Source organism: Micromonospora fiedleri, assembly GCF_016774385.1.
Taxonomy (GTDB): Bacteria; Actinomycetota; Actinomycetes; order Mycobacteriales; family Micromonosporaceae; genus Micromonospora; species Micromonospora gifhornensis.
Map to the genome: position 1 here is coordinate 327,045 of NZ_JAETXL010000004.1, position 23,123 is coordinate 350,167.

24 protein-coding genes are annotated in these 23,123 nt (G+C 71.8%); 10 read left to right on the forward strand and 14 right to left on the reverse strand.

Going from position 1 to position 23,123, the window contains the following annotated elements; all coding sequences use genetic code 11:
• Positions 1–4: 4 nt before the first annotated feature.
• Together JMF97_RS12475 and JMF97_RS12480 are read right to left on the reverse strand one after the other, a co-directional pair.
• Positions 5–634: a phosphatase PAP2 family protein gene (locus tag JMF97_RS12475; RefSeq protein WP_126712393.1), complete on the reverse strand. Its 630-nt coding sequence runs from the start codon at positions 632–634 to the stop codon at positions 5–7.
• Between the two features lie 70 nt (positions 635–704).
• On the reverse strand, positions 705–1,547 hold the full coding sequence (locus tag JMF97_RS12480; protein WP_203221726.1) for a hypothetical protein: 843 nt from the start codon (positions 1,545–1,547) through the stop codon (positions 705–707).
• Positions 1,548–2,064: 517 nt separating this feature from the next.
• Here JMF97_RS12480 and pdhA point away from each other — a divergent pair.
• The 6 genes from pdhA to JMF97_RS12510 all read left to right on the forward strand — a co-directional run bounded on the left by pdhA (position 2,065) and on the right by JMF97_RS12510 (position 10,881).
• The gene (pdhA, locus tag JMF97_RS12485; RefSeq protein WP_013730808.1) at positions 2,065–3,240 is read left to right on the forward strand and encodes a pyruvate dehydrogenase (acetyl-transferring) E1 component subunit alpha; all 1,176 of its coding nucleotides are present in this window, start codon (positions 2,065–2,067) and stop codon (positions 3,238–3,240) included.
• Entirely contained in the window at positions 3,240–4,229 is a 990-nt protein-coding gene (locus JMF97_RS12490) for an alpha-ketoacid dehydrogenase subunit beta (protein ID WP_203221727.1), read from the forward strand. Before pdhA ends, JMF97_RS12490 begins: the two co-directional genes overlap by 1 nt.
• Positions 4,230–4,234: 5 nt before the next feature.
• Positions 4,235–5,674: a dihydrolipoamide acetyltransferase family protein gene (locus tag JMF97_RS12495; RefSeq protein WP_203221980.1), complete on the forward strand. Its 1,440-nt coding sequence runs from the start codon at positions 4,235–4,237 to the stop codon at positions 5,672–5,674.
• Positions 5,675–5,889: 215 nt separating this feature from the next.
• Positions 5,890–6,027 (forward strand): hypothetical protein, encoded by a 138-nt coding sequence (locus tag JMF97_RS12500; RefSeq protein ID WP_013730805.1) that lies wholly within the window; start codon positions 5,890–5,892, stop codon positions 6,025–6,027.
• Between the two features lie 342 nt (positions 6,028–6,369).
• A complete protein-coding gene (locus tag JMF97_RS12505) occupies positions 6,370–8,916 on the forward strand; it encodes a hypothetical protein (protein ID WP_203221728.1) in 2,547 nt (848 codons plus the stop codon).
• 129 nt (positions 8,917–9,045) lie between these two features.
• Positions 9,046–10,881 carry an NHL domain-containing thioredoxin family protein gene (locus tag JMF97_RS12510; protein ID WP_203221729.1) on the forward strand — a complete coding sequence of 612 codons (1,836 nt, stop codon included), beginning with the start codon at positions 9,046–9,048 and terminating at the stop codon, positions 10,879–10,881.
• A gap of 75 nt (positions 10,882–10,956) precedes the next feature.
• Here the strand turns inward: JMF97_RS12510 and JMF97_RS12515 are convergent, their stop codons facing one another.
• The 3 genes from JMF97_RS12515 to JMF97_RS12525 are packed head-to-tail and all read right to left on the reverse strand — an operon-like array spanning position 10,957 to position 13,203.
• Positions 10,957–11,706 (reverse strand): LamB/YcsF family protein, encoded by a 750-nt coding sequence (locus JMF97_RS12515; RefSeq protein ID WP_203221730.1) that lies wholly within the window; start codon positions 11,704–11,706, stop codon positions 10,957–10,959.
• The gene (locus JMF97_RS12520) at positions 11,690–12,544 is read right to left on the reverse strand and encodes a 5-oxoprolinase subunit C family protein (RefSeq protein WP_203221731.1); all 855 of its coding nucleotides are present in this window, start codon (positions 12,542–12,544) and stop codon (positions 11,690–11,692) included. The genes JMF97_RS12515 and JMF97_RS12520 overlap by 17 nt, the downstream gene beginning before the upstream one ends.
• On the reverse strand, positions 12,541–13,203 hold the full coding sequence (locus tag JMF97_RS12525; RefSeq protein WP_203221732.1) for a 5-oxoprolinase subunit B family protein: 663 nt from the start codon (positions 13,201–13,203) through the stop codon (positions 12,541–12,543). Before JMF97_RS12525 ends, JMF97_RS12520 begins: the two co-directional genes overlap by 4 nt.
• Before the next feature lie 107 nt (positions 13,204–13,310).
• Between JMF97_RS12525 and trhA the strand changes: the two genes are divergently transcribed.
• A complete protein-coding gene (trhA, locus tag JMF97_RS12530) occupies positions 13,311–13,988 on the forward strand; it encodes a PAQR family membrane homeostasis protein TrhA (protein WP_203221733.1) in 678 nt (225 codons plus the stop codon).
• A gap of 59 nt (positions 13,989–14,047) precedes the next feature.
• Here the strand turns inward: trhA and JMF97_RS12535 are convergent, their stop codons facing one another.
• Positions 14,048–14,332: a DUF6458 family protein gene (locus tag JMF97_RS12535; protein ID WP_013730797.1), complete on the reverse strand. Its 285-nt coding sequence runs from the start codon at positions 14,330–14,332 to the stop codon at positions 14,048–14,050.
• A gap of 115 nt (positions 14,333–14,447) precedes the next feature.
• Between JMF97_RS12535 and JMF97_RS12540 the strand changes: the two genes are divergently transcribed.
• Complete coding sequence (locus JMF97_RS12540) at positions 14,448–14,987, forward strand: SixA phosphatase family protein (protein WP_203221734.1); 540 nt, start codon at positions 14,448–14,450, stop codon at positions 14,985–14,987.
• Positions 14,988–15,065: 78 nt separating this feature from the next.
• Here the strand turns inward: JMF97_RS12540 and JMF97_RS12545 are convergent, their stop codons facing one another.
• The 4 genes from JMF97_RS12545 to JMF97_RS12560 form a co-directional block, all read right to left on the reverse strand.
• On the reverse strand, positions 15,066–15,335 hold the full coding sequence (locus JMF97_RS12545) for a DUF6458 family protein (protein WP_013730795.1): 270 nt from the start codon (positions 15,333–15,335) through the stop codon (positions 15,066–15,068).
• A gap of 158 nt (positions 15,336–15,493) precedes the next feature.
• Positions 15,494–17,350: an acyl-CoA dehydrogenase gene (locus JMF97_RS12550; protein WP_203221735.1), complete on the reverse strand. Its 1,857-nt coding sequence runs from the start codon at positions 17,348–17,350 to the stop codon at positions 15,494–15,496.
• Between the two features lie 128 nt (positions 17,351–17,478).
• The gene (locus JMF97_RS12555; protein WP_013730793.1) at positions 17,479–18,606 is read right to left on the reverse strand and encodes a PP2C family protein-serine/threonine phosphatase; all 1,128 of its coding nucleotides are present in this window, start codon (positions 18,604–18,606) and stop codon (positions 17,479–17,481) included.
• 100 nt (positions 18,607–18,706) lie between these two features.
• Positions 18,707–19,342 carry a septal ring lytic transglycosylase RlpA family protein gene (locus tag JMF97_RS12560; RefSeq protein WP_203221736.1) on the reverse strand — a complete coding sequence of 212 codons (636 nt, stop codon included), beginning with the start codon at positions 19,340–19,342 and terminating at the stop codon, positions 18,707–18,709.
• Between the two features lie 180 nt (positions 19,343–19,522).
• Between JMF97_RS12560 and JMF97_RS12565 the strand changes: the two genes are divergently transcribed.
• A complete protein-coding gene (locus JMF97_RS12565; protein WP_203221737.1) occupies positions 19,523–20,065 on the forward strand; it encodes a phosphoribosyltransferase in 543 nt (180 codons plus the stop codon).
• A gap of 111 nt (positions 20,066–20,176) precedes the next feature.
• Here JMF97_RS12565 and JMF97_RS12570 read toward each other — a convergent pair whose 3' ends face one another.
• Entirely contained in the window at positions 20,177–20,692 is a 516-nt protein-coding gene (locus JMF97_RS12570; protein ID WP_203221738.1) for an alpha/beta fold hydrolase, read from the reverse strand.
• 109 nt (positions 20,693–20,801) lie between these two features.
• On the opposite strand from JMF97_RS12570, the gene JMF97_RS12575 reads away from it, so the two are divergent.
• A complete protein-coding gene (locus tag JMF97_RS12575; protein WP_203221739.1) occupies positions 20,802–21,233 on the forward strand; it encodes an ASCH domain-containing protein in 432 nt (143 codons plus the stop codon).
• A 12-nt stretch (positions 21,234–21,245) separates the two neighbouring features.
• On the opposite strand, the gene JMF97_RS12580 is transcribed toward JMF97_RS12575, so the two are convergent.
• The 3 genes from JMF97_RS12580 to JMF97_RS31995 all read right to left on the reverse strand — a co-directional run bounded on the left by JMF97_RS12580 (position 21,246) and on the right by JMF97_RS31995 (position 23,030).
• Positions 21,246–22,124, reverse strand: a complete 879-nt coding sequence (locus JMF97_RS12580; RefSeq protein ID WP_203221740.1) for an LLM class flavin-dependent oxidoreductase — start codon at positions 22,122–22,124, stop codon at positions 21,246–21,248.
• Between the two features lie 220 nt (positions 22,125–22,344).
• Entirely contained in the window at positions 22,345–22,611 is a 267-nt protein-coding gene (locus tag JMF97_RS12585; protein ID WP_203221741.1) for a hypothetical protein, read from the reverse strand.
• Positions 22,608–23,030 carry a hypothetical protein gene (locus JMF97_RS31995; protein WP_203221742.1) on the reverse strand — a complete coding sequence of 141 codons (423 nt, stop codon included), beginning with the start codon at positions 23,028–23,030 and terminating at the stop codon, positions 22,608–22,610. Before JMF97_RS31995 ends, JMF97_RS12585 begins: the two co-directional genes overlap by 4 nt.
• Positions 23,031–23,123: the final 93 nt, after the last annotated feature.

Here is a 23,123-nt window from a genome sequence, read left to right on the forward strand (position 1 = left end):
CGGGTCAGCGCAGCACGGTGAAGACCACGGCCGCGACCAGGCCACCGAGGACGCCACCGGCGAGCACCTGGGCGGGGGTGTGATCGCCCAGCCGCACCCGTGACCAGCCGACCAGCCCGAGCAGCGGGGTGGCCACGAGCACCCAGACGCCGAAGGTGACGAGCAGCACCGCCAGCGTGCCGACCGCGACCGCGGAGTGGATCGACATCTTCCACCACTGGCTGACCGTCACCGCGACCACCAGACCCACAAGTCCGGCGGCGACCAGGGCCAGCACGGGTCGCGGCGCGCCGAGCACCGCGAGCAGGGCCAGCCCGGCAGCCACCGAACCGAGCCCGAACAGCAGTGGAATCCGCCGCTGTTCGCGTACCCGGACGTGATGATCGGTGAGTCGGCCGCGACGCACCCCGCCGACGATGTACGCCATCGGGAGCAGGCTGGCGAAGACGACCGCGACCAACCCCCAGCCCACACCGCTCAACCTGCCCTGGGCGCTGTGCCAGCCGATGACGACGGTGAGCAGGGAGACGAGGACGGCGGGCGCGGTCAACTCGGTGACGATCCGGGCCAGTCGCAGCCCTGGGCCGGGCCGGGCCGCAGCGACGTCGTCAGCGACCAGGTCACGGTCGACCAAGATCAGACCCCCGCTCCGCTCCGGCCCGTCGACAGCCTTCTCACCGTACCGTCGGTGACCCGGTGCTTCCCTAGTGATCCGGAGTGGGGCAGGCCGGCTTGCCCGAGCTGCTCGGACCCGCCGAGGCGCTGGGCCCGTCGGGCGTGGCGGGGTCCCGGGGCAGGTGGGGGTTCGCCGACGTGGACGGCTCCGTCGTGGCAGGCGAGTCGGTGGCGGGTGGGTCGGTGGCGGATGGGTCGGTGCTCGCCGACGGGTCGGTCGGGTCCGGCGGTTCCGCCGATGCGCTCGGCCCGGCACCGTCCGGGTCCGGCGAGGCGGACGGGCTCGCGGGATCACTCGGCACGGGCGGGTCAGTCGGGACCGGCGGTGGCGAGGTGGGTGTGGCCGGCGGCGCGGGAGTGACTCCCGGCACCGGCCGGGTCGGCGTGGGGTGTGGAGTCGGCGTCGGGCGCGGGAGCGGCGCGGGCACCGGGCTGGGCGGCCGAGGTCGGGGTTCACTGTCCGGTAGCTCCGGGCGACGCTCGGGTGTCAGGTCCACCGACGTCGGACCCGGGTCGGGCCGGTCCACCGGGTCGATCGGCGGGGCGGCCGGAGCGGTCGACGGCACCGCCGTCGAGGTGGCTGTGGGGGCGCCAGTGGGCGGCGGCGGGATCACCACCGGCCCGATGGACGGCGTCGGGATGAACGGCGTACCGCTGTCCGGCAGGGCGGTGCTGCCCACCGTCGCCGAGCCGGTGCTGATCGCGGCGAGAACCGGCATCGAGGCCGTGCCGGCGAGCAGCGCCACGGTCAGCAGGTAACCGCGGGACGGACCGGCGGTGCGTACGGCGCGGTGGGTACCCACCACCCGGCGGTAGCTGCCGGGTGCCCGGTGCCGGCCGGAACTCCCGGCGCCCTCGTCTGGTTCCGACACCACGCACTCCTCGTCGTCGCCCGGGCCTGGACCGTGATGAGCTGCCCCGGCGGACCGCCGAGGGGATCGGGGTCCAGCCGGAAACAGCGTCGGTCAGCGACTCCGGGTCAGCCAACCCCCCACCGCGTGTCGAAACGCTCATATGGCCGAATGGCGACAAATCACCACCGGAACGTCCGGGCGTCATTGGAGCCGACACCTCGGCATTTCAGGTAACGAACCGGACCGGCCTGGGATGCGGGGCAGGCAGGGTGTGGGGCGGCTCACCTGTGATGCGAATATGGAGCCACGACGGCAGCGCAGCCGTGACCTCCGCGCACCCACGCGGTAGGCGCGACTGGGCGCCGGCGCTCCCGAACCGGGTTCGGCCATGAATCCGGCTCAGGCCGCGCGGCAACCCCCACCGGGGCTAGGCGCGGTCGCCAGGAACCGATCCCGGCACCAGCCGGGGCGGGCTCACGAGTCGCGCGGCCGGGTGACCCCCCGGTGCCGACGCAGACACGACAGGGAGAGACGGATGGCAAAGGGCGACCCCGGGGCCAGCACCCGCGGCCGGCGAGCCGCACCCCGATCCAGGAAAGCCGCGACCGGCGATCCGGAACTGGTGCAACTGCTCACCCCGTCGGGTGAGCGCATCGACAGCGTCACCGGCCCGGACGGCGTCGAGTACCGCGTCGACTTCACCGACGAGGAGTACCGCGGCCTCTACCGTGACCTGGTACTCGTGCGGAAGTTGGACGCCGAGGCCACCGCCCTGCAACGGCAGGGCGAACTGGGCCTGTGGGCCAGCCTGCTGGGCCAGGAGGCCGCGCAGGTCGGTTCCGGACGGGCGCTACGCGCCCAGGACATGGCCTTCCCGACCTACCGGGAGCACGGCGTCCTCTACTGCCGTGGCATCGATCCGATCATGCCCCTGGGCCTGTTCCGCGGCGTCGACCAGGGCGGCTGGGATCCGAACGAGTTCAAGTTCAACATGTACACGATCGTGATCGGGGCGCAGACCCTGCACGCGACCGGGTACGCCATGGGCGTCGCGATGGACGGCAAGACCGGCGGCGAGGACGGCGAGGCGGTCATCGCCTACTTCGGCGACGGCGCCACCAGCCAGGGCGACGTGAACGAGGCATTCGTCTGGGCCAGCGTCTTCAACGCCCCGCTGGTGTTCTTCTGCCAGAACAACCAGTACGCCATCTCCGAGCCCCTGGAGCGGCAGACCCGGGTTCCGCTGTACCGACGGGCCGCCGGCTTCGGCTTCCCCGGTGTGCGGGTGGACGGCAACGACGTGCTGGCCACGTACGCGGTGGCCCGGCACGCGCTGGACAACGCCCGCAACGGGCAGGGCCCGAGCCTGATCGAGGCGTACACCTATCGGATGGGGGCGCACACCACCTCCGACGACCCGACCCGCTACCGCATCGCCAGCGAGGTCGAGGCCTGGCAGGCCAAGGACCCGATCGCCCGGATGAAGGCCTTCCTGGAACGGGAGAAGATCGCCGACAGCGACTTCTTCGCCGAGGTCGACGAGCAGGCCCGCCGGGAGGCGATCGACCTGCGCGAGCGGGTGCTGGCCATGCCGAACCCGGAGCCGGTCACCATGTTCGACCACGTCTACCCCAACGGGTCGCCGCTGCTCGACGAGCAGCGCGCGCAGTTCAACAAGTACTTCGACTCGTTCGAGGGGAGCGCGCACTGATGGCCACGGAGACGCTCACCCTCGGCAAGGCCCTCAACGTCGGCCTGCGCAAGGCCCTGGAGAACGACCCCAAGGTCGTCATCATGGGCGAGGACGTCGGCAAGCTCGGCGGCGTCTTCCGGATCACCGACGGGTTGCAGAAGGACTTCGGCGACCAGCGGGTGATCGACACGCCGCTCGCCGAGTCGGGCATCATCGGCACCGCGGTCGGCCTGGCCATCCGGGGCTACCGGCCGATCTGCGAGATCCAGTTCGACGGCTTCGTCTACCCGGCGTACGACCAGATCGTGTCGCAGGTGGCGAAGATGCACTACCGCTCGGGCGGCAAGCTGCGCATCCCGATGGTCATCCGAATTCCCTTCGGTGGCGGCATCGGTGCGGTGGAGCACCACTCGGAGTCGCCCGAGGCGTACTTCGCCCACACCGCCGGGCTCAAGGTCGTCTCCTGCGCCAACCCGCAGGACGCGTACGTGATGATCCAGCAGGCGATCGCCTCGGACGACCCGATCGTCTTCCTGGAGCCGAAGCGGCGCTACTGGGAGAAGGGCCAGGTCGACCTGGACGCGCCGCTGTCCGAGGCGTACCCGCTGCACTCGGCCCGGGTGGTACGGCCCGGCACGGACGCCACCCTGCTGGCGTACGGCCCGATGGTGCGCACCTGTCTGGACGCGGCGACCGCCGCGGCCGAGGACGGCCGCAACCTGGAGGTCGTCGACCTGCGCACGCTCTCCCCGCTGGACCTGGGTGCGGTGTACGAGTCGGTGCGGCGCACCGGTCGCGCGGTGGTGGTGCACGAGGCACCGTCCAACGTGGGCCTGGGCGCGGAGATCGCCGCCCGGATCACCGAGGAGTGCTTCTACTCGCTGGAATCCCCGGTGCTGCGGGTGACCGGCTTCGACACCCCCTACCCGGCCGCCCGGGTGGAGGAGGAGTACCTGCCCGACCTCGACCGGGTGCTCGACGCCGTCGACCGCACCTTCGGCTGGTGAGCGGCATGTCCCGGATCAAGGAGTTCAACCTTCCCGACCTGGGTGAGGGCCTGACCGAAGGCGAGATCCTCGCCTGGCTGGTCAAGGTGGGCGACACCATCGAACTGAACCAGCCGATCGTCGAGGTGGAGACCGCCAAGGCGGCGGTGGAGATCCCCGCGAAGTGGGCCGGTCAGGTGCAGGCGATCTTCCACCCGGAGGGCACCACGGTCGAGGTCGGTACGCCGATCATCGCGATCGACACCGACCCGGGCGCCGGACCGGTCGACGATCTGCCCGCGCCCTCGGCGGCCTCGCTGGCCGCCGTCGACATCGCCCCGGCGGAGGGCGCGGTCGAGCCGGGCCTGATCGGCGGTCCCGCACCGGGTGGTCGTACCGCCGTCCTGGTCGGTTACGGCCCGCGCACCACCGCCGCGAAGCGCCGTCCCCGCAAGGGCGCGGCCCCGGCCCAGGCCACCACCCCGGCCGCGCCGGCCCCGGTCGTTGCGGCTCCGGCGCCGGTGCCGGCCGCGCCGGTGCCGGCGGTGAACGGCAACGGTCACCACGGCGGACCGGTGCTGGCCAAGCCGCCGGTACGCAAGCTCGCCAAGGATCTCGGCGTCGACCTGCGTACGCTGACCGGCTCGGGCCCGCTCGGCTCGATCACCCGGGAGGACGTCCAGCAGGCGGTGGCGGCGGCGTCGTCGGCTGCGGCCGAGCCGCTGACGGTCGGCGCGGCGGCCACCTCCGCCGCGAGCTTCGGTGCCGACCGCGAGCAGCGCATCCCGGTCAAGGGGGTACGCAAGCTCACCGCCGAGAACATGTCCCGCTCGGCGTTCACCGCTCCGCATGTCACCGAGTTCCTCACCATCGACATGACCCGGACGATGAAGGCGCTGGACCGGCTGCGTGGCCGGCGGGAGTGGCGCGACGTACGGGTCTCGCCGCTGCTGCTGGTGGCGAAGGCGGTGCTGCTGGCGGTCAAGCGACACCCGATGGTCAACTCGACCTGGGCCGGCGACGAGATCGTCGTCAAGGAGTACGTCAACCTGGGCATCGCGGCGGCCACCGAGCGCGGTCTGATCGTGCCGAACATCAAGGATGCCGGCCGGTTGACCCTGCGGGAGTTGGCGGACGCGATGACGGACCTGGTGCAGACCGCCAAGGCCGGCAGGACCTCGCCGGCTGCCATGTCGGGCGGCACGCTGACCATCACCAACGTCGGTGTGTTCGGGGTGGACACCGGGACCCCGATCCTGCCGCCGGGGGAGTCGGCGATCCTGGCCTTCGGGGCGGTACGCGAGCAGCCCTGGGTGCACAAGGGCAAGGTGAAACCACGCATGGTGACCACCCTCGCGCTCTCCTTCGACCACCGGATCATCGACGGTGAGCTGGGTTCGAAGTTCCTGCGCGACATCGGTGACTTCCTCACCGACCCCGAGGCGGCACTGCTCGCCTGGACCTGACGCGCTGCGACGACGGCCGGTGTGCCACGGGTGAACGCCCGGCACACCGGCCGTTGCCGTTGAGTGAAGAATGCCGGTCCACATCGCACCCCACGCCTAAGATTCGTAGGCTCGTGGCGCAGCTCACCTAATAATCGATGGATGTTGGCGAGGTTTTGCTGTTCAATAGAGACATCAACGGGCCGACAACCGAATAGCTAGCAGGAGAGAACACCATGAGCATGATCGAGCGAATCCGTAGCCGCCGCGACGCCAACCGCCGCGCCCGGGCCATCGAGCGGGCCCTGCGCTCCGCCAGCTCGCCGGCCGTACGCGACGAGATCCTCGTCATCGCCCAGCGTCACATGCACTGACGCCCACGACGTTTATTCACCTCCTCCCCGACGACGACCCGCCCGGATCACCGGGCGGGTCGTTGTCATTGCGCCCATGCCCTGACACCGGGATACCGCCTCGCCCCAGCGCCCGGTACGGTGGGGCACGGTCGTCATCCCCGGCCCGGGAAGGTCGATGCGATAGATGCGAATCGACACCAACCGGCAACGGACAGTGATGATTGGCGCTCCCCGGATGCGCCCCGGTGACCACCGGATACGGTGCGGGGGGAGCCGGCACGGCCGGCACGCCGGCACCGCCGGCTGCCCGGCCGAGACGATCGGCGACGGCGGCCGACATGTGATGGAGGAGGCGCACGCATGACGTCCGAGGGCCCGCACCACCCCGGCCACGAGCCGGACGAGGTGCCGCCGGGCGGCGGCGGATCGGCGCCGTACGGCGACCGCCCGGTTCAGCAGGAGAACGGATACGGCGCACCCGCCCCGGACCTCGGCTGGGCCCCCCCACCGCCGGCCCGACCCGACCAGGCCGCTCCCGCCTGGGCGAGTCAGCCGGGTGCCGGCTGGGGCAACCAGCAGGCGCCGAACTCCGGCACCTGGACGCCGGCTGCCAGCGGCCAGGCGTCCTGGAACCCACCGGGCGAGCAGCCCGCCGCCAACTGGCCGGCAGCGTCCACGTCGGACCAGCCGGCCTGGGCCAACGCTGGGCAGAGCAACCCGGCCTGGGGTGGTGCCACCACATCAGAGAGCACCCAGCCAGCTGAGTGGACACCCCACCAGACCTCGTCGGACCAGTCCGCCAGCAGCCAGTCAGGCTCCCCACCCGCCAGTTGGCAGGGCAACCAGCAGCCGGAGTGGAACTCCGCCCCCCGCCCGGCGGAGCAACCGCCCGGCTGGGCCGCCGGCGCACCCGAGTCGGCGCAGCCGGACTGGGCGCAGGCGAAGCCTCCGCAGCCCGACTGGGCGCAGGCCAACTCGCCTTCGCAGCCCGATCGGGCGCAGAGCAACTCGCCCGCGCAGCCCAACTGGACGCAGAGCAGCCCGCCTGCTCAACCGGACTGGGCGCAGGGCAACTCCCCCGCGCAGCCAGACTGGGCGCAGGGCAACTCCCCCGCGCAGCCAGACTGGGCCCAGGCCAAGCCCGCCCAGCCCGACTGGGCTCAGGCCAACCCGCCGGCGCAGCCGGACTGGGCGCAGACCAGCCCAGCAGCCCAACCGGAGTGGGCGCAGGGCGGTCCGTCCGCGCAGCCGGACTGGGCTCAGACCGATCAGGCCGCGACGCGCGGCGAGCCGGCCGCCCGGGCCACCGCCCAGGTGCCACCGGCCGACCCGGCACCGCAGCAGCATTCCGCTCCCGGCGACCCGGCCCGCGCCGGTGCCTGGCCGGGCGAGCAGCAGGAACAACCCGGTTGGGCCGTCGGTCAGGGACGCCAGCCGGAACCGGCTGGCTGGGCTCAGGACCAGGCCCCGGCCTGGACGCCCACCGAGGCTGCCAGCGGATCGGCATCGCCGCTGCCGTCCCGCAACGCCGCCGACCGCGCGCCGCTGACCGAGATCGAGCCGTGGGCACCCGGCGAGGCCTGGGGTGGCGGCGGGGCACCCGAGGCAGGGGCGTCCCGATCCGACACCGGGCGTGCCGAGGAGAGCCCGGTGTACCAGCCCGCGCCGGCACCCGGCATCTCGCCGGCCAACATGGTTCCGCTGCCGCCGCAGGAGCAGCGGGTCCCCGGTGCCAGCCTGGCTGCGGCACCCCCGGCCGACTATTCCGCCCCTGGCCAGTACCCCGGCGACCAGTCCACGCCGGGTCAGCGCCCCGGTGCCGACCAGCCGGCCGGCAGCTGGGGGCAGCCCGAGTCGCGGCCGGACGAGCCGAAGTCGCCGGCTGAGGCGTCGATCCCCGCTCCCCGTACCTCGCCCGAGTCGGTCGGTCGGGCCACCCCGCCGACGGCGGCGGCCGGCGGCGTCTCGGCCAGCGCGTCGGTGCCGACGGCCAGCCGGGTCACCCCGCCGGCCGACCACACGGCCATTCCGACCAGCACGCCGGCACCTCGGGTGTACGGCCGGCCGGCCCGTCCGGAGCCGGAGGAGCCGGTCCAGGAGCGCGAGGAGCAGCCCCAGCCGCCCCGATTCGGCCAGGGCCCCGAACCACGCTTCACCGATCACGAGCAGGCTGGACCGGCCGCCTTCACCGGCGCAGCCGCTCCCGCGTCCCCGGCCTTCCCGCCGGGCCTGCCCGCCTTCGCCGACGCGCCGGCCACCGATCGGCCGGTCAACGGCGTCAAGCCGCACCCCGAGCCGGAGCGACCGGCCGACCGCTTCGGTGGCCCGGCCGGTGATCCCTTCGGTGGCCCGGCCGGTGACCCGTTCGGCGGCGCGGCTCGTGACCCGTTCGGCGGCCCGACCGACCGCCCCGGCGTCACCTACGGTTCCCCCGCCCGTCCGGAGTCGGGCCCGGACCACACGTCGGCCTTCCCGCCGGGGCCCCAGGCGAACGCGCCGTGGAGTCCGGGCACGCCGGCAGCCGAGCCGGAGCAGGGCCGCTTCGACGCGTTCAAGCCGGTCGCCGAGCCGGCCGCCGACGCGCCGCCACCGAAGGTACGCAACGGCCGGGTGCTCGCCGCGGTGCTGGTCGCCGCGGTACTCATCCTCGCCATCCCGCTCGGCCTGCTGCTGCTGCTCGGCAAGTTCGGCGGCTCGGACGACAACGCCTTCGACCCGGCGGTCGGCTCCTGCGTCAAGCGCTCGGGCGACTCCGCCGTCGAGGCGGTGTGCGGGGAGCCGGAGTCGTTCAGCGTGGTGTCGAAGGTCGAGTCGAAGGACAAGTGCCCCGACCCGGCTCTGCCGTACGTCGAGCTGCGCGGCGACGTGGCCAACCCGGTGCTCTGCCTGAAGAACTCCGCCGGCTGATCGGCTCCGTTGCGCCGGAATTGCGGTATCCAAGCCGTCGGGATACCGCAATTCCGGCGCAACTGTGCGGATCACCGGGAGATCACGCCCAGCGGGCCGGCGCGGCCTGCGGTACGGCACGATGGGGGTATGAGTGCACGCGTACGGGCGCCGGAGCTGCGGGGTCGGGGTTGGCTGAACACCGGTGGACGCGAGCTGACGCTTGCCGACCTCCGCGGCAAGATCGTGATCGCCGATTTCTGGACGTTCTGCTGCATCAACTGCCTGCACGTGCTTGACGAACTGCGCCCGCTCGAGGAGAAGTACGCGGACGTCCTCGTCGTGATCGGGGTGCACTCGCCGAAGTTCGAGCACGAGAAGGACCCGGTCGCGCTGGCCGACGCCGTCGAGCGGTACGGCGTGCACCATCCCGTACTCGATGATCCTGAGCTGGACATGTGGCAGCAGTACGCGGCCCGCGCCTGGCCGACCCTCGCGGTGATCGATCCCGAGGGCTACGTGGTGGCCACGATGGCCGGCGAGGGTCACGCCGAAGGGTTGGCCCGGTTGATCGACGACCTGGTCGCCACCCACGAGGCCAAGGGCACGCTGCACCGGGGCGACGGCCCGTACGTCCCGCCGGCGGAGCCGCAGACCACCCTGCGTTTCCCCGGAAAGCTGCTGGTCGGGCCGGACGGCACCCTGCTGGTGTCGGACTCCGCCCGGCACCGGGTGGTCGAGTTGGCCGCCGACGGGGAGACGCTGCTGCGCACCATCGGCACCGGCAGCCGTGGCCGGGTCGACGGTACGGCCGACACCGCGACCTTCTCCGAGCCACAGGGGCTGTGCCTGCTCCCGCCGCACGTGGCCGAGGTGGCCGGCTACGACCTGGTGGTCGCCGACACGGTCAACCACCTGCTGCGCGGCGTACGCCTGAGCAGCGGTGAGGTGGTCACCGTGGCCGGCACCGGGCGGCAGTGGCGCTCCACGGTCGACGACCACGCCCACGACGCGCTCTCGGTCGACCTCTCCTCGCCCTGGGACCTCGCCTGGTACGACGACAAGGTCGTCATCGCCATGGCCGGCATCCACCAACTGTGGTGGTTCGATCCGATCAAGCGGACCGCCGGCATGTACGCCGGCACGACGGTGGAGGCGCTGCGCGACGGGCCGCTGGCGGAGACCTGGCTGGCGCAGCCGTCCGGGCTCGCCGTCTCCGCCGACGGCCGTCGGCTCTGGGTCGCCGACAGCGAGAGCAGCGCCATCCGGTACGTCGAGGACGACGTCATGGGTACGGTGGTCGGCCAGGGCCTGTTCGACTTCGGTCACGTGGACGGTCCGGCGGCGCAGGCGCTGCTCCAGCATCCCCTGGGCGTCTGCGCGCTGCCCGACGGTTCGGTGCTGATCGCGGACACCTACAACGGGGCGGTGCGGCGCTACGACCCGGCGACGGACGAGGTGTCGACAGTGGCCACCGAGCTGGCCGAGCCGAGCGACCTGGCGCTCACCCCGGAGGGTGCGGTGCTGGTGATGGAGTCCGCCGGACACCGGATCACCCGGTTGGCTCCGGGTGCGCTCTCCGCCGTCGGCGCGAGCACCGTCGACGGCCCGCGCCACCGTACCGAACGCAAGCCGACCGACCTGGCGGCCGGTGAGGTGACGCTCGACGTGATCTTCACCCCGGCGCCCGGGCAGACGCTGGACGAGACGTACGGCCCGTCCACCCGGCTGATGGTGTCCGCGTCCCCGCCGGAGTTGCTGGTCGAGGGGGCCGGCACCAGCACCGAGCTGTCCCGTCGGCTGGTGCTCTCCGACTCGGTGACCGAGGGCGTGCTGCAGGTGACCGCCCAGGCGGCCACCTGCGACGCCGACGTCGAGCATGCGGCGTGCCACCTGACCCGACAGGACTGGGGCATCCCGGTACGCGTCGCCACCGGCAGCGCGACCCGCCTCCCCCTGGTGCTGCGCGGCCTCGACGCCGGCTGACGCCGCATCGGGCGGATTGTTGACAGGGGGCCCCTCATCTACCGCAGGCGTTAACAAGGTGCCCTTCCTTTCACCTCAGGTGAAGGGGGTGGGGGTGGCACCGGCGTCGATGAGGGCGGCACGGACGAGTTCCGCGGCGGCCACCGCGCCGGGGCTGTCGCCGTGCAGGCAGATCGAGTCGACGACGCACGGGAACACGCTGCCGTCGGTGGCCACCACCGTCTGCTCGGTGGCCATCCGTACGGCCCGGCGGGCCACCTCCATCGGGTCGGTGACCAGGGCGTCGGGCGAGGTACGCGGCACCAGTTGCCCGTTGGGCAGGTAGTTGCGGTCGGCGAAGCCCTCGGCCACCACCCGCAGCCCGGCGCCCTGGGCGAGTTGAGCCAGCACCGAACCGGGCAGGCAGAGCAGGGGCAGTTCCGGGTCGTAGTCGTTGACGGCGGCCACCACCGCCGCCGCCTGGGTCTCGTCGCGGGCCGCCGCGTGGTAGAGCGCGCCGTGCGGCTTCAGGTAGCGGACCCGGGTGCGGTACGCGCGACAGAAGGCGTCGAGCGCACCGAGTTGGTACAGGACCTCGTCCCGCAGTTCCGCGAACTCGTACGCGATGTGTCGGCGGCCGAAGCCGGCCAGGTCGCGGTAGCCGACCTGGGCGCCGACGGCGACCCGGCGTTCGGCGGCGGCGGCGCAGACCCGGCGCATCGTCACCGGGTCGCCGGCGTGGAAGCCGCAGGCCACGTTGGCCGAGGTGACCAGGTCCAGCAGTGCCTCGTCGTCGCCGAGTTGCCAGACACCGAAGCCTTCACCGAGATCAGCGTTGAGGTCCATGGAACCTGACGGTAGTGCCTGGTCTGGCCTGGGCGAGCGGGGTCACGTCGTCCACCACGGCGATGACGGGATATCCGCCGGTGGTGGGATGGTCGGCGAGGAAGATCAACGGCTGGCCGTCCGCCGGCACCTGGACCGCGCCGAGAACGACACCCTCGCTGGGCAGTTCCCCGAGCACCGCGCGGGGCAGCGGTGCGCCGGTCAGTCGCGCGCCGACCCGGTTGCTCAACGGACTCACCGTGTACGCCGTGCCGTACAGCCGGTCGAGCGCCACGGCGTCGAACCAGTCGTATCGTGGCCCGAGCCGGGCGGTCAGGTGCAGTTCCTGCGGGTGCGCCATCGGCACGGTGACGTCGACCGGGGCGGGTGGGCCGACCAGTACGCCCACCGGCAGCCGGTCGCCGTCGCGCAGTGGCGCCGGTCCGAGTCCGGCGAGGGTGTCGGTGGCCCGGCTGCCCAGCACCGGATCCACCGCGATGCCGCCCGCCACCGCCAGCCAGCAGCGCAGACCCCGTCGGGCGGGACCGATCCGCAACACCGCCCCCGCCGGTACGGCCAGCGGACGACCGGTGTCGCCGGGCCGCTCGCCGACCCGGACGTCGACCTCGGCCCCGACGACGGCAACGGTGGTGGCCCGGGTGAGGCGCAGTGCGCAGCCGGTCATGGTGATCTCCAGGCCGGCCGCCGGTTCCGGGTTGCCGACCAGCCGGTTGGCCAGCCGTAACGCCTCCGGGTCGAGCGCGCCGGAGCGGGGGACCCCGAGGTGCGCCCAGCCGGGACGGCCCAGATCCTGCACGGTGGTCAGCGCCCCGGCGGTCAGCACCTCGATCTCGCTCATGTCGGCAGCAGGCGCACCGGGGTGCCCGGGGTGAGCCGGGCCGGCGGGTCGGCGCGCACGTCGAACAGGGCCAGCGTGGTACGCCCCACCAGCAGCCAACCGCCGGGTGAGGCGGTGGGGTAGATCCCGGCGTACGGGCCGGCCAGTGCCACCGAACCGGCCGGCACCCGGGGTCGCGGCGAGGGCAGCCTTGGCACCGCCAGTTCGGCGGGGAGCCCGGTCAGGTAGCCGAAGCCGGGTGCGAAGCCGCAGAAGGCCACCCGGAATTCGGTCTGCGCCATGCGACGCACCACGGACGGCACATCCGTGTGCCAGAGTGCCGCCACCCGGGGCAGATCCTCCCCGTCGTACGTCACCGGCACCTCGACCGGTTCGGCGGCGGCCGACGTGGTGAGCGGCGGCGTCGGGGTCCACGTCCTGATCGCGTCGGCGGTGGCCGCCGGGTCCGGTACGCCGTCGAGCAGCACGGTGGCCGCCGCCGGAACGATCTCGGTGGCCACCAGGTCGCCCCGCTCCCGACGACGCCACAGCTCGGCCCGCCACCCCTCCACCAGGGCGGGGTCCACCGGCTCGGCCGGGTTGGGCGTGTCGGGCGCACGGTCGGCGGGTGCGGCGAAATCGAGGAGCAGGGCGTGCCCACCGACGCGTCTGATCCGCATGCCCACTATCCTTCCGGACCGGGGCACCCGGACGCGTCATCCGCCCGTCCGCAAGCGTGACCCGTTGCACTACCCGAAAGTAACCTACGCTGCCGTAACCTAATGATGTGACGACCTCAGCACCGTCCCGGCTCAAGCCGGTCGACATCGGGAAACCCCGGATGCGCGGCTGGCTGCACACGTACGCGTTCTTCGTCGCCGTGGTCTGTGGCATTGTGCTCTGTTCGATCGCCGCCGCCCGACCCGGCTGGACACCACTGATCAGTTGCGCCGTCTACAGCTTCACCGTCTGCGGCCTCTTCGGCACCAGCGCGCTCTACCACCGTCGCGTCTGGTCCACCCGCGGCTTCCAGGTGATGCGGCGGATGGACCACTCGATGATCTTCCTGTTCATCGCCGGCACGTACACGCCGTTCTGTCTGCTGCTGCTCGACAACCGCGCCACCGTGACCATGCTGGTGGTGGTCTGGGGCGGCGCGCTGGCCGGCGTGGCCCTCAAGATGGTCTGGCCGCACGTCTCACGGTGGGTCTCCGCGCCGCTCTACCTGGCGCTCGGCTGGGTCGCGGTGGTGATCCTGCCGGACATCCTGCACCAGGGCGGTGTCACGGCGCTGGTGCTGCTCAGCGTCGGTGGCGCGATCTACACCGTCGGCGCGGTTTTCTACGCGCTGCGCCGGCCGAACCCGTGGCCCACCGTGTTCGGGCACCACGAGTTCTTCCACGCCTGCACCCTGGTCGCGGCGATTTGTCACCACATCGCCATCTACTTCGCCCTCTTCGCCTGACCGCACGCCAGGGGGGGTCGGTGGGCGAACCCACCAACCCCCCGGTTCGCGTACGCGGATCAGACCGTGGGACCAGGCCGGCGCACCTCGCGGTACTCCTGCACCACCCGGTCGTCCTGCACCGGTACGGCCCGGTCGGCGACCACCCGCTCCTGACGGACCGGGGTGACCACGGTGCGTCGACGCGAGTTCCAGAAGTAGAGCGTCACGAGCAGGCCGGCAACCCCGGTGAGCATCAGCACCCAGCCGACGACGCTCAGGTTGAGCCAGCCGAGATCCGCCTCCACGGCGAACGCGAAGATCGCGCCGAGCGCGATCAGGAAGATACTGCCACCGATGCCCATCTCTCGTCTCCTCGGCTATCGAAGCTGCATTCCACTTCGCCGCGGCCATCGATGAGGTTGCGGCATGCCTGGACTTACCCCGGCACGGAGATCGCCAATCGGGCAAGCTGGTGACATGAGGGACGGCGCGGTGCAGGAACGGACGCTCGTGCTGCTGCGGCATGCCAAAGCGGAACCGCCCACGGCGGATGGTCTCGACATCGAGCGCCCACTGTCGGCGCGGGGACGAGCCGACGCCGCCGCAGCCGGCGCCTGGCTGGCCCGGCACGGGCTGCTGCCCGAGGTGGTGCTCTGCTCGGCGGCGCTGCGAACCCGACAGACCTGGCACGGCGTGGAGATGGGCATGACCGGGTCACCCCCGGAGAGCGGCCCGGCCGGTCCGGTGCCGGAGGTCCGTTACGAGCCGGATGCGTACGAGGCACACCCGGAGGATCTGCTGACCCTGGTACGACGGGTCGAGCCGACGGTCGGCACGGTCCTGCTGATCGCCCACAACCCGGGCATCTCGCTGCTGTCGGAGCTGCTCGACCCACAGCGGGCCGACCCGGACGGGCTGCGCACCAGCGACCTGGTGGTGCACCGGAGCACGCTGCCGTGGGCGGACCTGGCTCACGGTACGGCGGCGATCAGCGCCCGACACACCGCCCGAGGCTGAACCACACCCGAGGCTGAACACGGACGCGCCGAGTCAGCGGGAGCCTGTCCGTCCCGCTGACTCGGCGCGCGTGTCGTCTCAGCTCGGTGGTGCGGTGGGCGGCGGCGGATCGGGAGGTGGCGGCATCATCGCGGTCGGATGAGACAGTCGGTTCTCCTCCACGATCAGCGTCCTCGCCCGCTTGCGGCGATCCTGCCAGAACCAGAGCGTGGTGAGCAGGACGCCCAGGCCGGCCAGGATGAACACCCAACCGACCGCGCGTAGGTCGACCCACCAGACGTTTGCCCGAATGGCGAAGGTCAGGATCGCACCGATGGCGATCAGGAAGATCCCACTACCAATGCCCATGTGCGCGGCACTCCCCCGTGCGGTTGCTCTGGGCGTACGTTGACTGGCTCGCGACGGTTACCCGTCCGAGCCGGGGTTACCCGCGCCGCGCCGGGCGAACACGCCGACGGCCGGCGGGCAAGTACGCCCACCGGCCGTCCGGAGCCGCTGTACGCAGATCAGAAGATCTCCTCCGGGAGGTCCATGATCTCCAGGTCGGTGCCCTCGATGATCCGCCGGTCGGCGCCGATGCGCGGCAGCACCTCGCGGGAGAAGAACCGGGCAGCTGCCACCTTGCCGGTGTAGAACGCCTTGTCCGCCGCCGAGACCTCACCGGCCAGCGCCTTCAGCGCCACGTCCGCCTGCTTCTGCAGCAGCCAGCCGACCACCAGGTCACCGATCGCCAGCAGGAACCGCCGGCTGGCGAGCCCGACCTTGTAGAGCGCGCGGGCGTCGCCGCCCTGGGCCTCGCCCAGCCAGCCGGTCAGCACGCCGAGGATGGTCTGGATCTCGGTCAGCGCCTTGCCGAGCGCCTGGCGCTCCTGCTTGAGCTGGCCGTTGCCGCCCTCGGTGGTGATGAACTCCTGGATCTCGGCGGCCACCGCCATCAGGGCCTTGCCGTTGTCCCGGACGATCTTCCGGAAGATCAGGTCGAGGCTCTGGATCGCCGTGGTGCCCTCGTACAGAGTGTCGATCTTGGCGTCCCGGACGTACTGCTCCAGCGGGTAGTCCTGGAGGAAGCCGGAGCCACCGAAGGTCTGCAGGGACTCGTGCCCGAGCAGCTCGTACGCGCGCTCCGAGCCGACGCCCTTGACCAGGGGCAGCAGCAGGTCGTTGACCCGCTTGGCCAGCTTGGTGGCCTTCTCGTCACCGGCCGCCTCGGCGATGGCGACCTTGTCCTGCCAGGAGGCGGTGTAGCAGACCAGCGCCCGCAGACCCTCGGCGTACGACTTCTGCAGCAGCAGCGAACGGCGTACGTCGGGGTGGTGGGTGATGGTCACCCGGGGGGCGGTCTTGTCCGTCGACTGGAGCAGGTCGGCGCCCTGCACCCGGTTCTTGGCGTACTCCAGGGCGTTGAGGTAGCCGGTGGAGAGGGTGGCGATCGCCTTGGTGCCGACCAGCATCCGGGCGTACTCGATGATCATGAACATCTGCCGGATGCCGTCGTGCTTGTCGCCCATCAGCCAACCCTTGGCGGGCACGCCGTGCTCGCCGAAGGTCAGCTCGCAGGTGTTGGAGACCTTCAGGCCCATCTTGTGCTCGACGTTCGTGGCGTAGACGCCGTTGCGCTCGCCCAGCTCGCCGGTCTCCTCGTCGAAGTGGTACTTCGGCACGACGAACAGCGACAGGCCCTTGGTGCCCGGGCCGCCCACGCCCTCCACGCCGACCGGGCGGGCCAGCACGTAGTGGACGATGTTGTCGCTCAGGTCGTGCTCACCGGAGGTGATGAAGCGCTTCACGCCCTCGATGTGCCACGAGCCGTCCGGCTGCGGGATGGCGCGGGCCCGACCGGCGCCCACGTCCGAACCGGCGTCCGGCTCGGTGAGCACCATCGTCGAGCCCCACTGCTTGTCGACGAAGAGCTTGGCCCACTTCTTCTGCCGCTCGGTGCCCTCGACGCGCAGCACGTGCGCGAAGGACGGGCCGGAGGCGTACATCCAGATCGGGGCGTTCGAGCCGAGCACCAGCTCGGCGAGGGCCCACCACAGCATCCGGGGGGCGTTGCTGCCGTCCAGCTCCGCGGGGAGGTCCAGCCGCCAGAACTCGGAGTCCATGAACGCCTGGTACGACTTCTTGAACGACTCCGGCAGCGGCGCGGTGTGCGTGGCCGGGTCGAAGACCGGTGGGTTGCGGTCGCTGTCGGTGTAGCTGGCAGCCAGGTCCTCGCGGGCCAGGCGGTCCATCTCGGCGAGGAAGGTGCGCGCCGTGTCGACGTCGAGGTCGGTGTACGGCTCCTGGCCGAACGCCCGGTCCGCCCCGAACACCTCGAACAGGTTGAACTCGAGGTCCCGAAGGTTGCTCTTGTAGTGGGTCATGCCGCTGGCCCCGCTTCCGGACAGGTGTTACCGATCAGTAACCCCGACTGTATTACTCGCGGGTAGACAGCGACAAGTCGCTCGCCGAAGTGACAGCAATTACACACGATCGAACACGGCCGTCCCGGTCAGCTCTCGGTCGCGCCGACCTCCCAGCTCGGCACCACCGCGGTCACACCGCTGGCGGTGCCCGTGTACTCCATCAACACCAGCGCTATGTCGTCGTCGAGCCGGCCGTGCACCCACTCCTTGAGCGCGGTCTCCAGCGACGCCAGGCCGTCGGCGACCGTCCCGTGCCCGAGCAGCCGCCAGGCCCGGTCCGCAGTCGGGAAGAACTCGCCGTCCCGACGCGCCTCGCCGAGACCGTCGGTGAACAACAGCAGGCGATCGCCCGGCTCCAACCGCTCCACCCGGGGACGCACCACCGGCATGAAGCCCAGCGGCGGCGCGGGAGCGGGCGGCTCCAGCGGGATCACCGCACCACCGCGCAGCAGCAGCGGAGCCGGATGCCCGCAGTTCACGATGGTCAGCGTGCCGCCACGCTCCTCGACCAGCGCCGCGGTGACGAAGTCCTCGTCGCCGACGTTGCGGGCCACCGCGCGGTCCAGGTCCGCCACCACGGCCCGCAGGTCGGCCCGCTCGTAGGCCACATGCCGGTACGAGCCGAGCACGATGCTGGCCAGCCGGACCGCCTCCAGCCCCTTGCCGCGTACGTCTCCGATGATCATGCGTACGCCGTACGGGGTTTCGATCGCCTCGTACAGGTCGCCACCGATCTCCGCCCGCGCGGTGGAGGAGATGTACCGCCCGGCCACCGACAGGGCACCCACCCGAGGGCCGAGCGGGCGCAGCACCGCCTGCTGGGCGACCGCCGCGAGCTTGGACAACTCGGCGATCTGCTTGGCCTGCCGCTCTCGTACCGAGGCCACCGCCGCGGCGATGCCGGTGCCCAGCACGATGCCCGCCACGGCGACCGCGGTGGACAACGACAGCGTCCGCTCGGCCAGCGCGAAACCGGCCCCGAGCAGAGATGCCACCGTGCCGGCGCCGAGCACCACCCGCCAGGACGCCAACGCGGCGGCCAGGAAGGGAGCGGCCACCATCAGCGCGATGTAGTTCGCCGCCCGGCCGTCCGCCAACTCCACCGCCGAGACGGTTGCGAGCAGAACGAGGGCCGCGCCGAGGCCGGCGCGGGATCCGGGGCTCAGCGGGCTACGGCCCGGCTGGAGGAGTCGCGTGCGTACGTCCGACAGCATGCCTGATAGATGTGAACGAAAGCACGAACCTGACCCGTCGTACGAGCGGACTCTGGCCACCAGGATCGTGGGCCAGAGCCGATCGCCGGCCGGCACCGGCTCAGCCGAGCACCTCGTACCGGACCTCGATGTGGCCCAGGTCGAGCGACGCGATCTCGGCGAACGCGGCCCGGGACAGGTCCAGGCAACGGCCGGCGATGAACGGACCCCGGTCGTTGATCCGGACGGTGATCGACTTGCCGTTGGCCGGATTGGTCACCCGGACCTTGGAGTTGAAGGGCAGCGTCTTGTGCGCGGCCGTCATGTCCTCCGGGTTGAACGTCTCGCCGTTGGCGGTCATCTGACCCTGCCAGTAGAACGACGCCCCGCACGAACCGGTCTCCACCACCGATCGTGCCGTCGTCTTCTTCGCGGTGGGCGTCGGCTTCGTGCTCGGCGTCGGCTTGGCGCTGGGCGTACGCGGCTTGCTGCGCGACGGCGCCTGCGCGGTACGGGTCGGCGTCGGGCTCGCGGTCGCGCTCGGTGAGGCGCTGGCGCTCGGCGAGCCGCTGGCCAGGTCAGGCGTGGCGGAGCTGGGCAACAGCTCGATCGCCGCCGGCCGCACCGGCTCCGACCCGGCGGTCAGCCGTACGGCGCCGACGGTGCCACCGACGGCGAGCGCGACGGCCACCACCGCGCTGGCCGCGATACCGGCCGGCGAACTGATCCTTCGGGTACGGGTGTGCCTACCAGTCACCGGCCCGGTCCTTTCCTCAACAGATCAAATCGGGTCGGACCATAACGAGAGAAGCACTTCCGAAGTCAACGTGATCATGGTGGTATGCCCGGAATTGCGGCGATACCTGAAGCCGATCATCCGACCCGCGATCGGCCGGGCGGCCCGGTGCCCGCTGACGTCCCGGCGCACCATAGGAGGATGTCCGCCGAGCTCAGCAAGCGTCTCGTCGAGTTGTTCCGTTGGGTCGACCCGGGCCCGGACGCGAGCCACCTGGTCAGCGACGTCTCCGGCTGGTGGCGGGACCCGACCGTCCTGGCCGAGTTGGGCCCGGCACTCGTCGCACCGTTCCGGGCGGCCCGCCCCACAGTGGTCGTCGCACCGGCGGTCACCGGTTTCCTACTCGGCCCGCTGGCCGCCACCGCGCTCGGCGTCGGCTTCGTGCCGGCCCACAAGCCGGGTGACGGACGGCTGCCCGCCGGGCCACTGACCTGGGCGCAGAGTCCGTCCGACTTCCGTGGTCGGCGCGTCGACCTGGCGGTGCAGAGCCGGCACCTGAGCGCGGGCGACCGGGTGCTGGTGGTGGACGACTGGGTCGCCACCGCCGCCCAGGTCCAGGCCCTCTACGACATCTGCGCGTCCCTGGGCGCGGAACCGTTGGGCACCTCAGCGGTGGTCGTCGACTGCCCGCCGTCCGTCGCGACCACCCTCCGCATCCACGCCCTCACCACCCTGCCCGAGTGAAAGGAAGGGCACCTTATTAACGCCTCAGGTAGAGCAAGGGCCCCTTGTTAACACCCGCGCCCCGCCCACACCCGCGCCCCGCCCACAGCCGCACCCCGCCCGCACCTCAGCTCAGCGGACGAAGCCCTCGACCACGGTGCAGACCCGGCCGAGCGCCTCGGCCGAGTGGGCCAGCGGCCCGGGCACCATCAACGCGTGATCGGCGGCCGGGATCTCCAGCACGTGCGGAGTCAGCCGCCGGGCGGTCGCGCTGTCCCAGGACGAGTCGGCCGTACCGCCGACCAGGATGAACGGGGCGGTGGCCCGGCGCAGCGCGTCGACCAGCTCCGCCCGGTGCAGCAGCGGGGTGAGCCAGACGGCGGGCAATCCGCGCGCCGCCGCCAGCGGCGCGGCCAGCGTGCCGAGCGACTTGCCGACCAGCAGATCCGTGCGTTCGGACAGGGACGGAGCGACCTGATCGCACACCCACCTGCCAATGGTGTCGACATCGAAGTCCTCCGGCACCTGCCAGGAGATCCCGTGCAGCCCGAAACCGGCCCGCCGCAGCGCCTCACCCAGATAGAGGAACAGTGGGTACCGGGTGTCGTAGCCACGCCCCGGAATGAGCACCGCACGTCGGTCCGCCATGGACATCTCCTTCTTGTCGGGCATCGACCGTACCGCCAGAAAAGCCGCGGCGGCATGGCCGAAGCGTCACCGGGCACCCACCGGCTGGTCGGCCGGTACCCTCGGCAGGATGTGGCCACGGATCGGTGACCTGCGCACCCTCGCCCTCGGTACCCCCGGCGAGCTGCGCACCCACCTCAACACGCTGGTGCTCAACGGGGTGAAGACCGCAACCGCCGGCCTGCTCGACGAGTACGCCTCGGACGGCGAGGAACTCGAACACCTCGGCGAGCGGCTGGCCCTCGTCGACGACCACGACGCGCTGCTGGGCGTCGTCGAGGTGACCGACGTGCAGACATGCCGCTTCGCCGAGGTGCCCTGGGACTTCGCCCGCGCCGAGGGCGAGGGCGACCGCTCGATCGAGGAATGGCGGGCCGGCCACGCCGCCTACTGGGCCCGCATCGGCACCCCGGTCACCGACGACACCCAGGTCGTCTGCATCCGCTTCCGCCTGGTCAGCGCCGGTGAGGGCGGCATCGCCACCGGCGACCTGAGCACCTGACCCCCGGCGTCCTCAGCCTCTCAGCTGCGGCAGGAGGCGGGTGGCGACGTCCGCGAGGATCGCCTCGTCACCGGCGTACCAACTGCTCTCCCGAGGCCAGTGCGTGATCACGTCGGTGAAGCCCAACTCGGCCGCCCGCCCGACCTGGTCGGCGAAGAACTGGGCGCTGCTCAACGAGAAGACCGGAGCCGCGTCCAACGAGAGATAGCGGTCCAGCGCGTCCGGGTCACGCCCCTGCGCCGCCAGCACCGAGTCGAACCGGGCCACCGTCTCGGCCACCCCCGCCCACCAGGCGTCGAGGTCGTCGCCACCGGTGCCGATGGTCACCCAACCCTGCCCGTACCGGGCGGCGAGCCGCATCGAACGCGGTCCGTTGGCGGCGACCACGAACGGCACCCGTGGCTGCTGCACACACCCGGGGTTGTTGCGCGCGTCCACCGCCGCGAACCAGTCCCCGCGCCACGTCGTACCGTCCTCGCGCAGAATCGCGTCGAGCAGTTCGGTGAACTCGGCGAACCGGTCCACCCGCTGCCGTGGCGGCAGCGTCTCGCCACCGAGCACCGCCGAGTCGAAGCCGATGCCACCCGCGCCGAGCCCGAGCAGCACCCGCCCGTCGGAGACATCGTCGAGCGCCGTCACCTGCCGGGCGAACGCCGCCGGATGCCGGAAGTTGGGCGAGGCCACAAGCGTCCCGAGCCGGATCCGGGAGGTCACCGTCGCGGCGGCGGTCAGCGTGGCCATCGAATCGAACCAGGGCCCGTCCACCAGATCCCGCCAGCCCAGGTGGTCGTACGTCCAGGCGTGGTCGAACCCCCACTCGTCGACCTGCTGCCAGCGGTGCCGGGCCACCGACCAGCGCTGGTCGGGCAGAATCACGATGCCAATCCGCATGATCACCAGGGTACGGCGACGCCGTTCATCGGGCGCCGCACCATCTCGACTCCTACTTGCGGTTCCGTCGCGCCATCCAGAAGCCAGCGACAGCCGCCGCGGCGAGCGGCACCAGACAGCACAGGCTGAGAATGAACAGTTGCCACGGCTTGATCGCTCCCATGGCCGGCAGCGTATCGACCGTCGACCACCTACCCGCTCCGACGCTCGTCTCGTCCCGCTACGCCCGGCCCGGTCGCCGTCCTTCCGCCGGCTGATCTTCCGCAGGCTGCCTGGCCCAGCCGATGAACCGTCGGTGCAGCGCCCCGGCCTGCGCCCAAGGCATGTCCTCGGCGGCCTGGACAAGACAGACGCCGAGGTAGAGGGCCAACGACACCGGCGCACCGGCATACTCCGCCCGCAACTCACGCCGCCGCGTCGGGCACGGCCACGGCAGGTCACAGCCACCACAACTCCAGATCGGCAACACCGGCCCGTGGGTACTCACCGCACACCCTCCAGGAACCGGGCCACGCTCGCGCGGGCCTGCCGACTCGTCGCCCACTCCACCTGCCAACACGGGTACGGCACCAGCAGCGCCCACCACACCCGGCAACCCGCACACATACCGTCGAGCCCTCGGACGTGTACGGCCAGAATCAGCCGCTCCGGCCCGCCGGTCACTGCTCGCTCTCCTGCGGCCAGTGACCACGGTTGATCGGGATCCGATGCCGGGCACGACAGGGCAGGTCGGCACCGCATCGACAGACGCGTCGCCAGCGCTGCCAGGACCACACCGGCCGATGCCGCCGCGCAAACGTCAACGCGGTAGCGGAGAGATACTCGTCGTACGAAACACGCCGCACGTGGCCTCGCTCGCCGATCACGAGGGCGCTGTTGTCGCCGCCCCCTGGTTGAGGGGGACACGGCGACCAGGCGTTTGTCGCACCGCCCGCCGCATCCCGTGAGCAGAAAGCTACGGCCGGTGGCGAGGCGGAATGGGTAAGGTTCCTACCCCTG

Coding starts and splice junctions, on each gene's coding strand:
- pdhA (WP_013730808.1), top strand. CDS start 2,065: ATGGCAAAGGGCGACCCCGGGGCCAGCACCCGCGGCCGGCGAGCCGCA.
- JMF97_RS12490 (WP_203221727.1), top strand. CDS start 3,240: ATGGCCACGGAGACGCTCACCCTCGGCAAGGCCCTCAACGTCGGCCTG.
- JMF97_RS12495 (WP_203221980.1), top strand. CDS start 4,235: ATGTCCCGGATCAAGGAGTTCAACCTTCCCGACCTGGGTGAGGGCCTG.
- JMF97_RS12500 (WP_013730805.1), top strand. CDS start 5,890: ATGAGCATGATCGAGCGAATCCGTAGCCGCCGCGACGCCAACCGCCGC.
- JMF97_RS12505 (WP_203221728.1), top strand. CDS start 6,370: ATGACGTCCGAGGGCCCGCACCACCCCGGCCACGAGCCGGACGAGGTG.
- JMF97_RS12510 (WP_203221729.1), top strand. CDS start 9,046: ATGAGTGCACGCGTACGGGCGCCGGAGCTGCGGGGTCGGGGTTGGCTG.
- JMF97_RS12515 (WP_203221730.1), bottom strand. CDS start 11,706: ATGGACCTCAACGCTGATCTCGGTGAAGGCTTCGGTGTCTGGCAACTC.
- JMF97_RS12520 (WP_203221731.1), bottom strand. CDS start 12,544: ATGAGCGAGATCGAGGTGCTGACCGCCGGGGCGCTGACCACCGTGCAG.
- JMF97_RS12525 (WP_203221732.1), bottom strand. CDS start 13,203: ATGCGGATCAGACGCGTCGGTGGGCACGCCCTGCTCCTCGATTTCGCC.
- JMF97_RS12535 (WP_013730797.1), bottom strand. CDS start 14,332: ATGGGCATCGGTGGCAGTATCTTCCTGATCGCGCTCGGCGCGATCTTC.
- JMF97_RS12540 (WP_203221734.1), top strand. CDS start 14,448: ATGAGGGACGGCGCGGTGCAGGAACGGACGCTCGTGCTGCTGCGGCAT.
- JMF97_RS12545 (WP_013730795.1), bottom strand. CDS start 15,335: ATGGGCATTGGTAGTGGGATCTTCCTGATCGCCATCGGTGCGATCCTG.
- JMF97_RS12550 (WP_203221735.1), bottom strand. CDS start 17,350: ATGACCCACTACAAGAGCAACCTTCGGGACCTCGAGTTCAACCTGTTC.
- JMF97_RS12555 (WP_013730793.1), bottom strand. CDS start 18,606: ATGCTGTCGGACGTACGCACGCGACTCCTCCAGCCGGGCCGTAGCCCG.
- JMF97_RS12565 (WP_203221737.1), top strand. CDS start 19,523: ATGTCCGCCGAGCTCAGCAAGCGTCTCGTCGAGTTGTTCCGTTGGGTC.
- JMF97_RS12570 (WP_203221738.1), bottom strand. CDS start 20,692: ATGGCGGACCGACGTGCGGTGCTCATTCCGGGGCGTGGCTACGACACC.
- JMF97_RS12575 (WP_203221739.1), top strand. CDS start 20,802: ATGTGGCCACGGATCGGTGACCTGCGCACCCTCGCCCTCGGTACCCCC.
- JMF97_RS12580 (WP_203221740.1), bottom strand. CDS start 22,124: ATGCGGATTGGCATCGTGATTCTGCCCGACCAGCGCTGGTCGGTGGCC.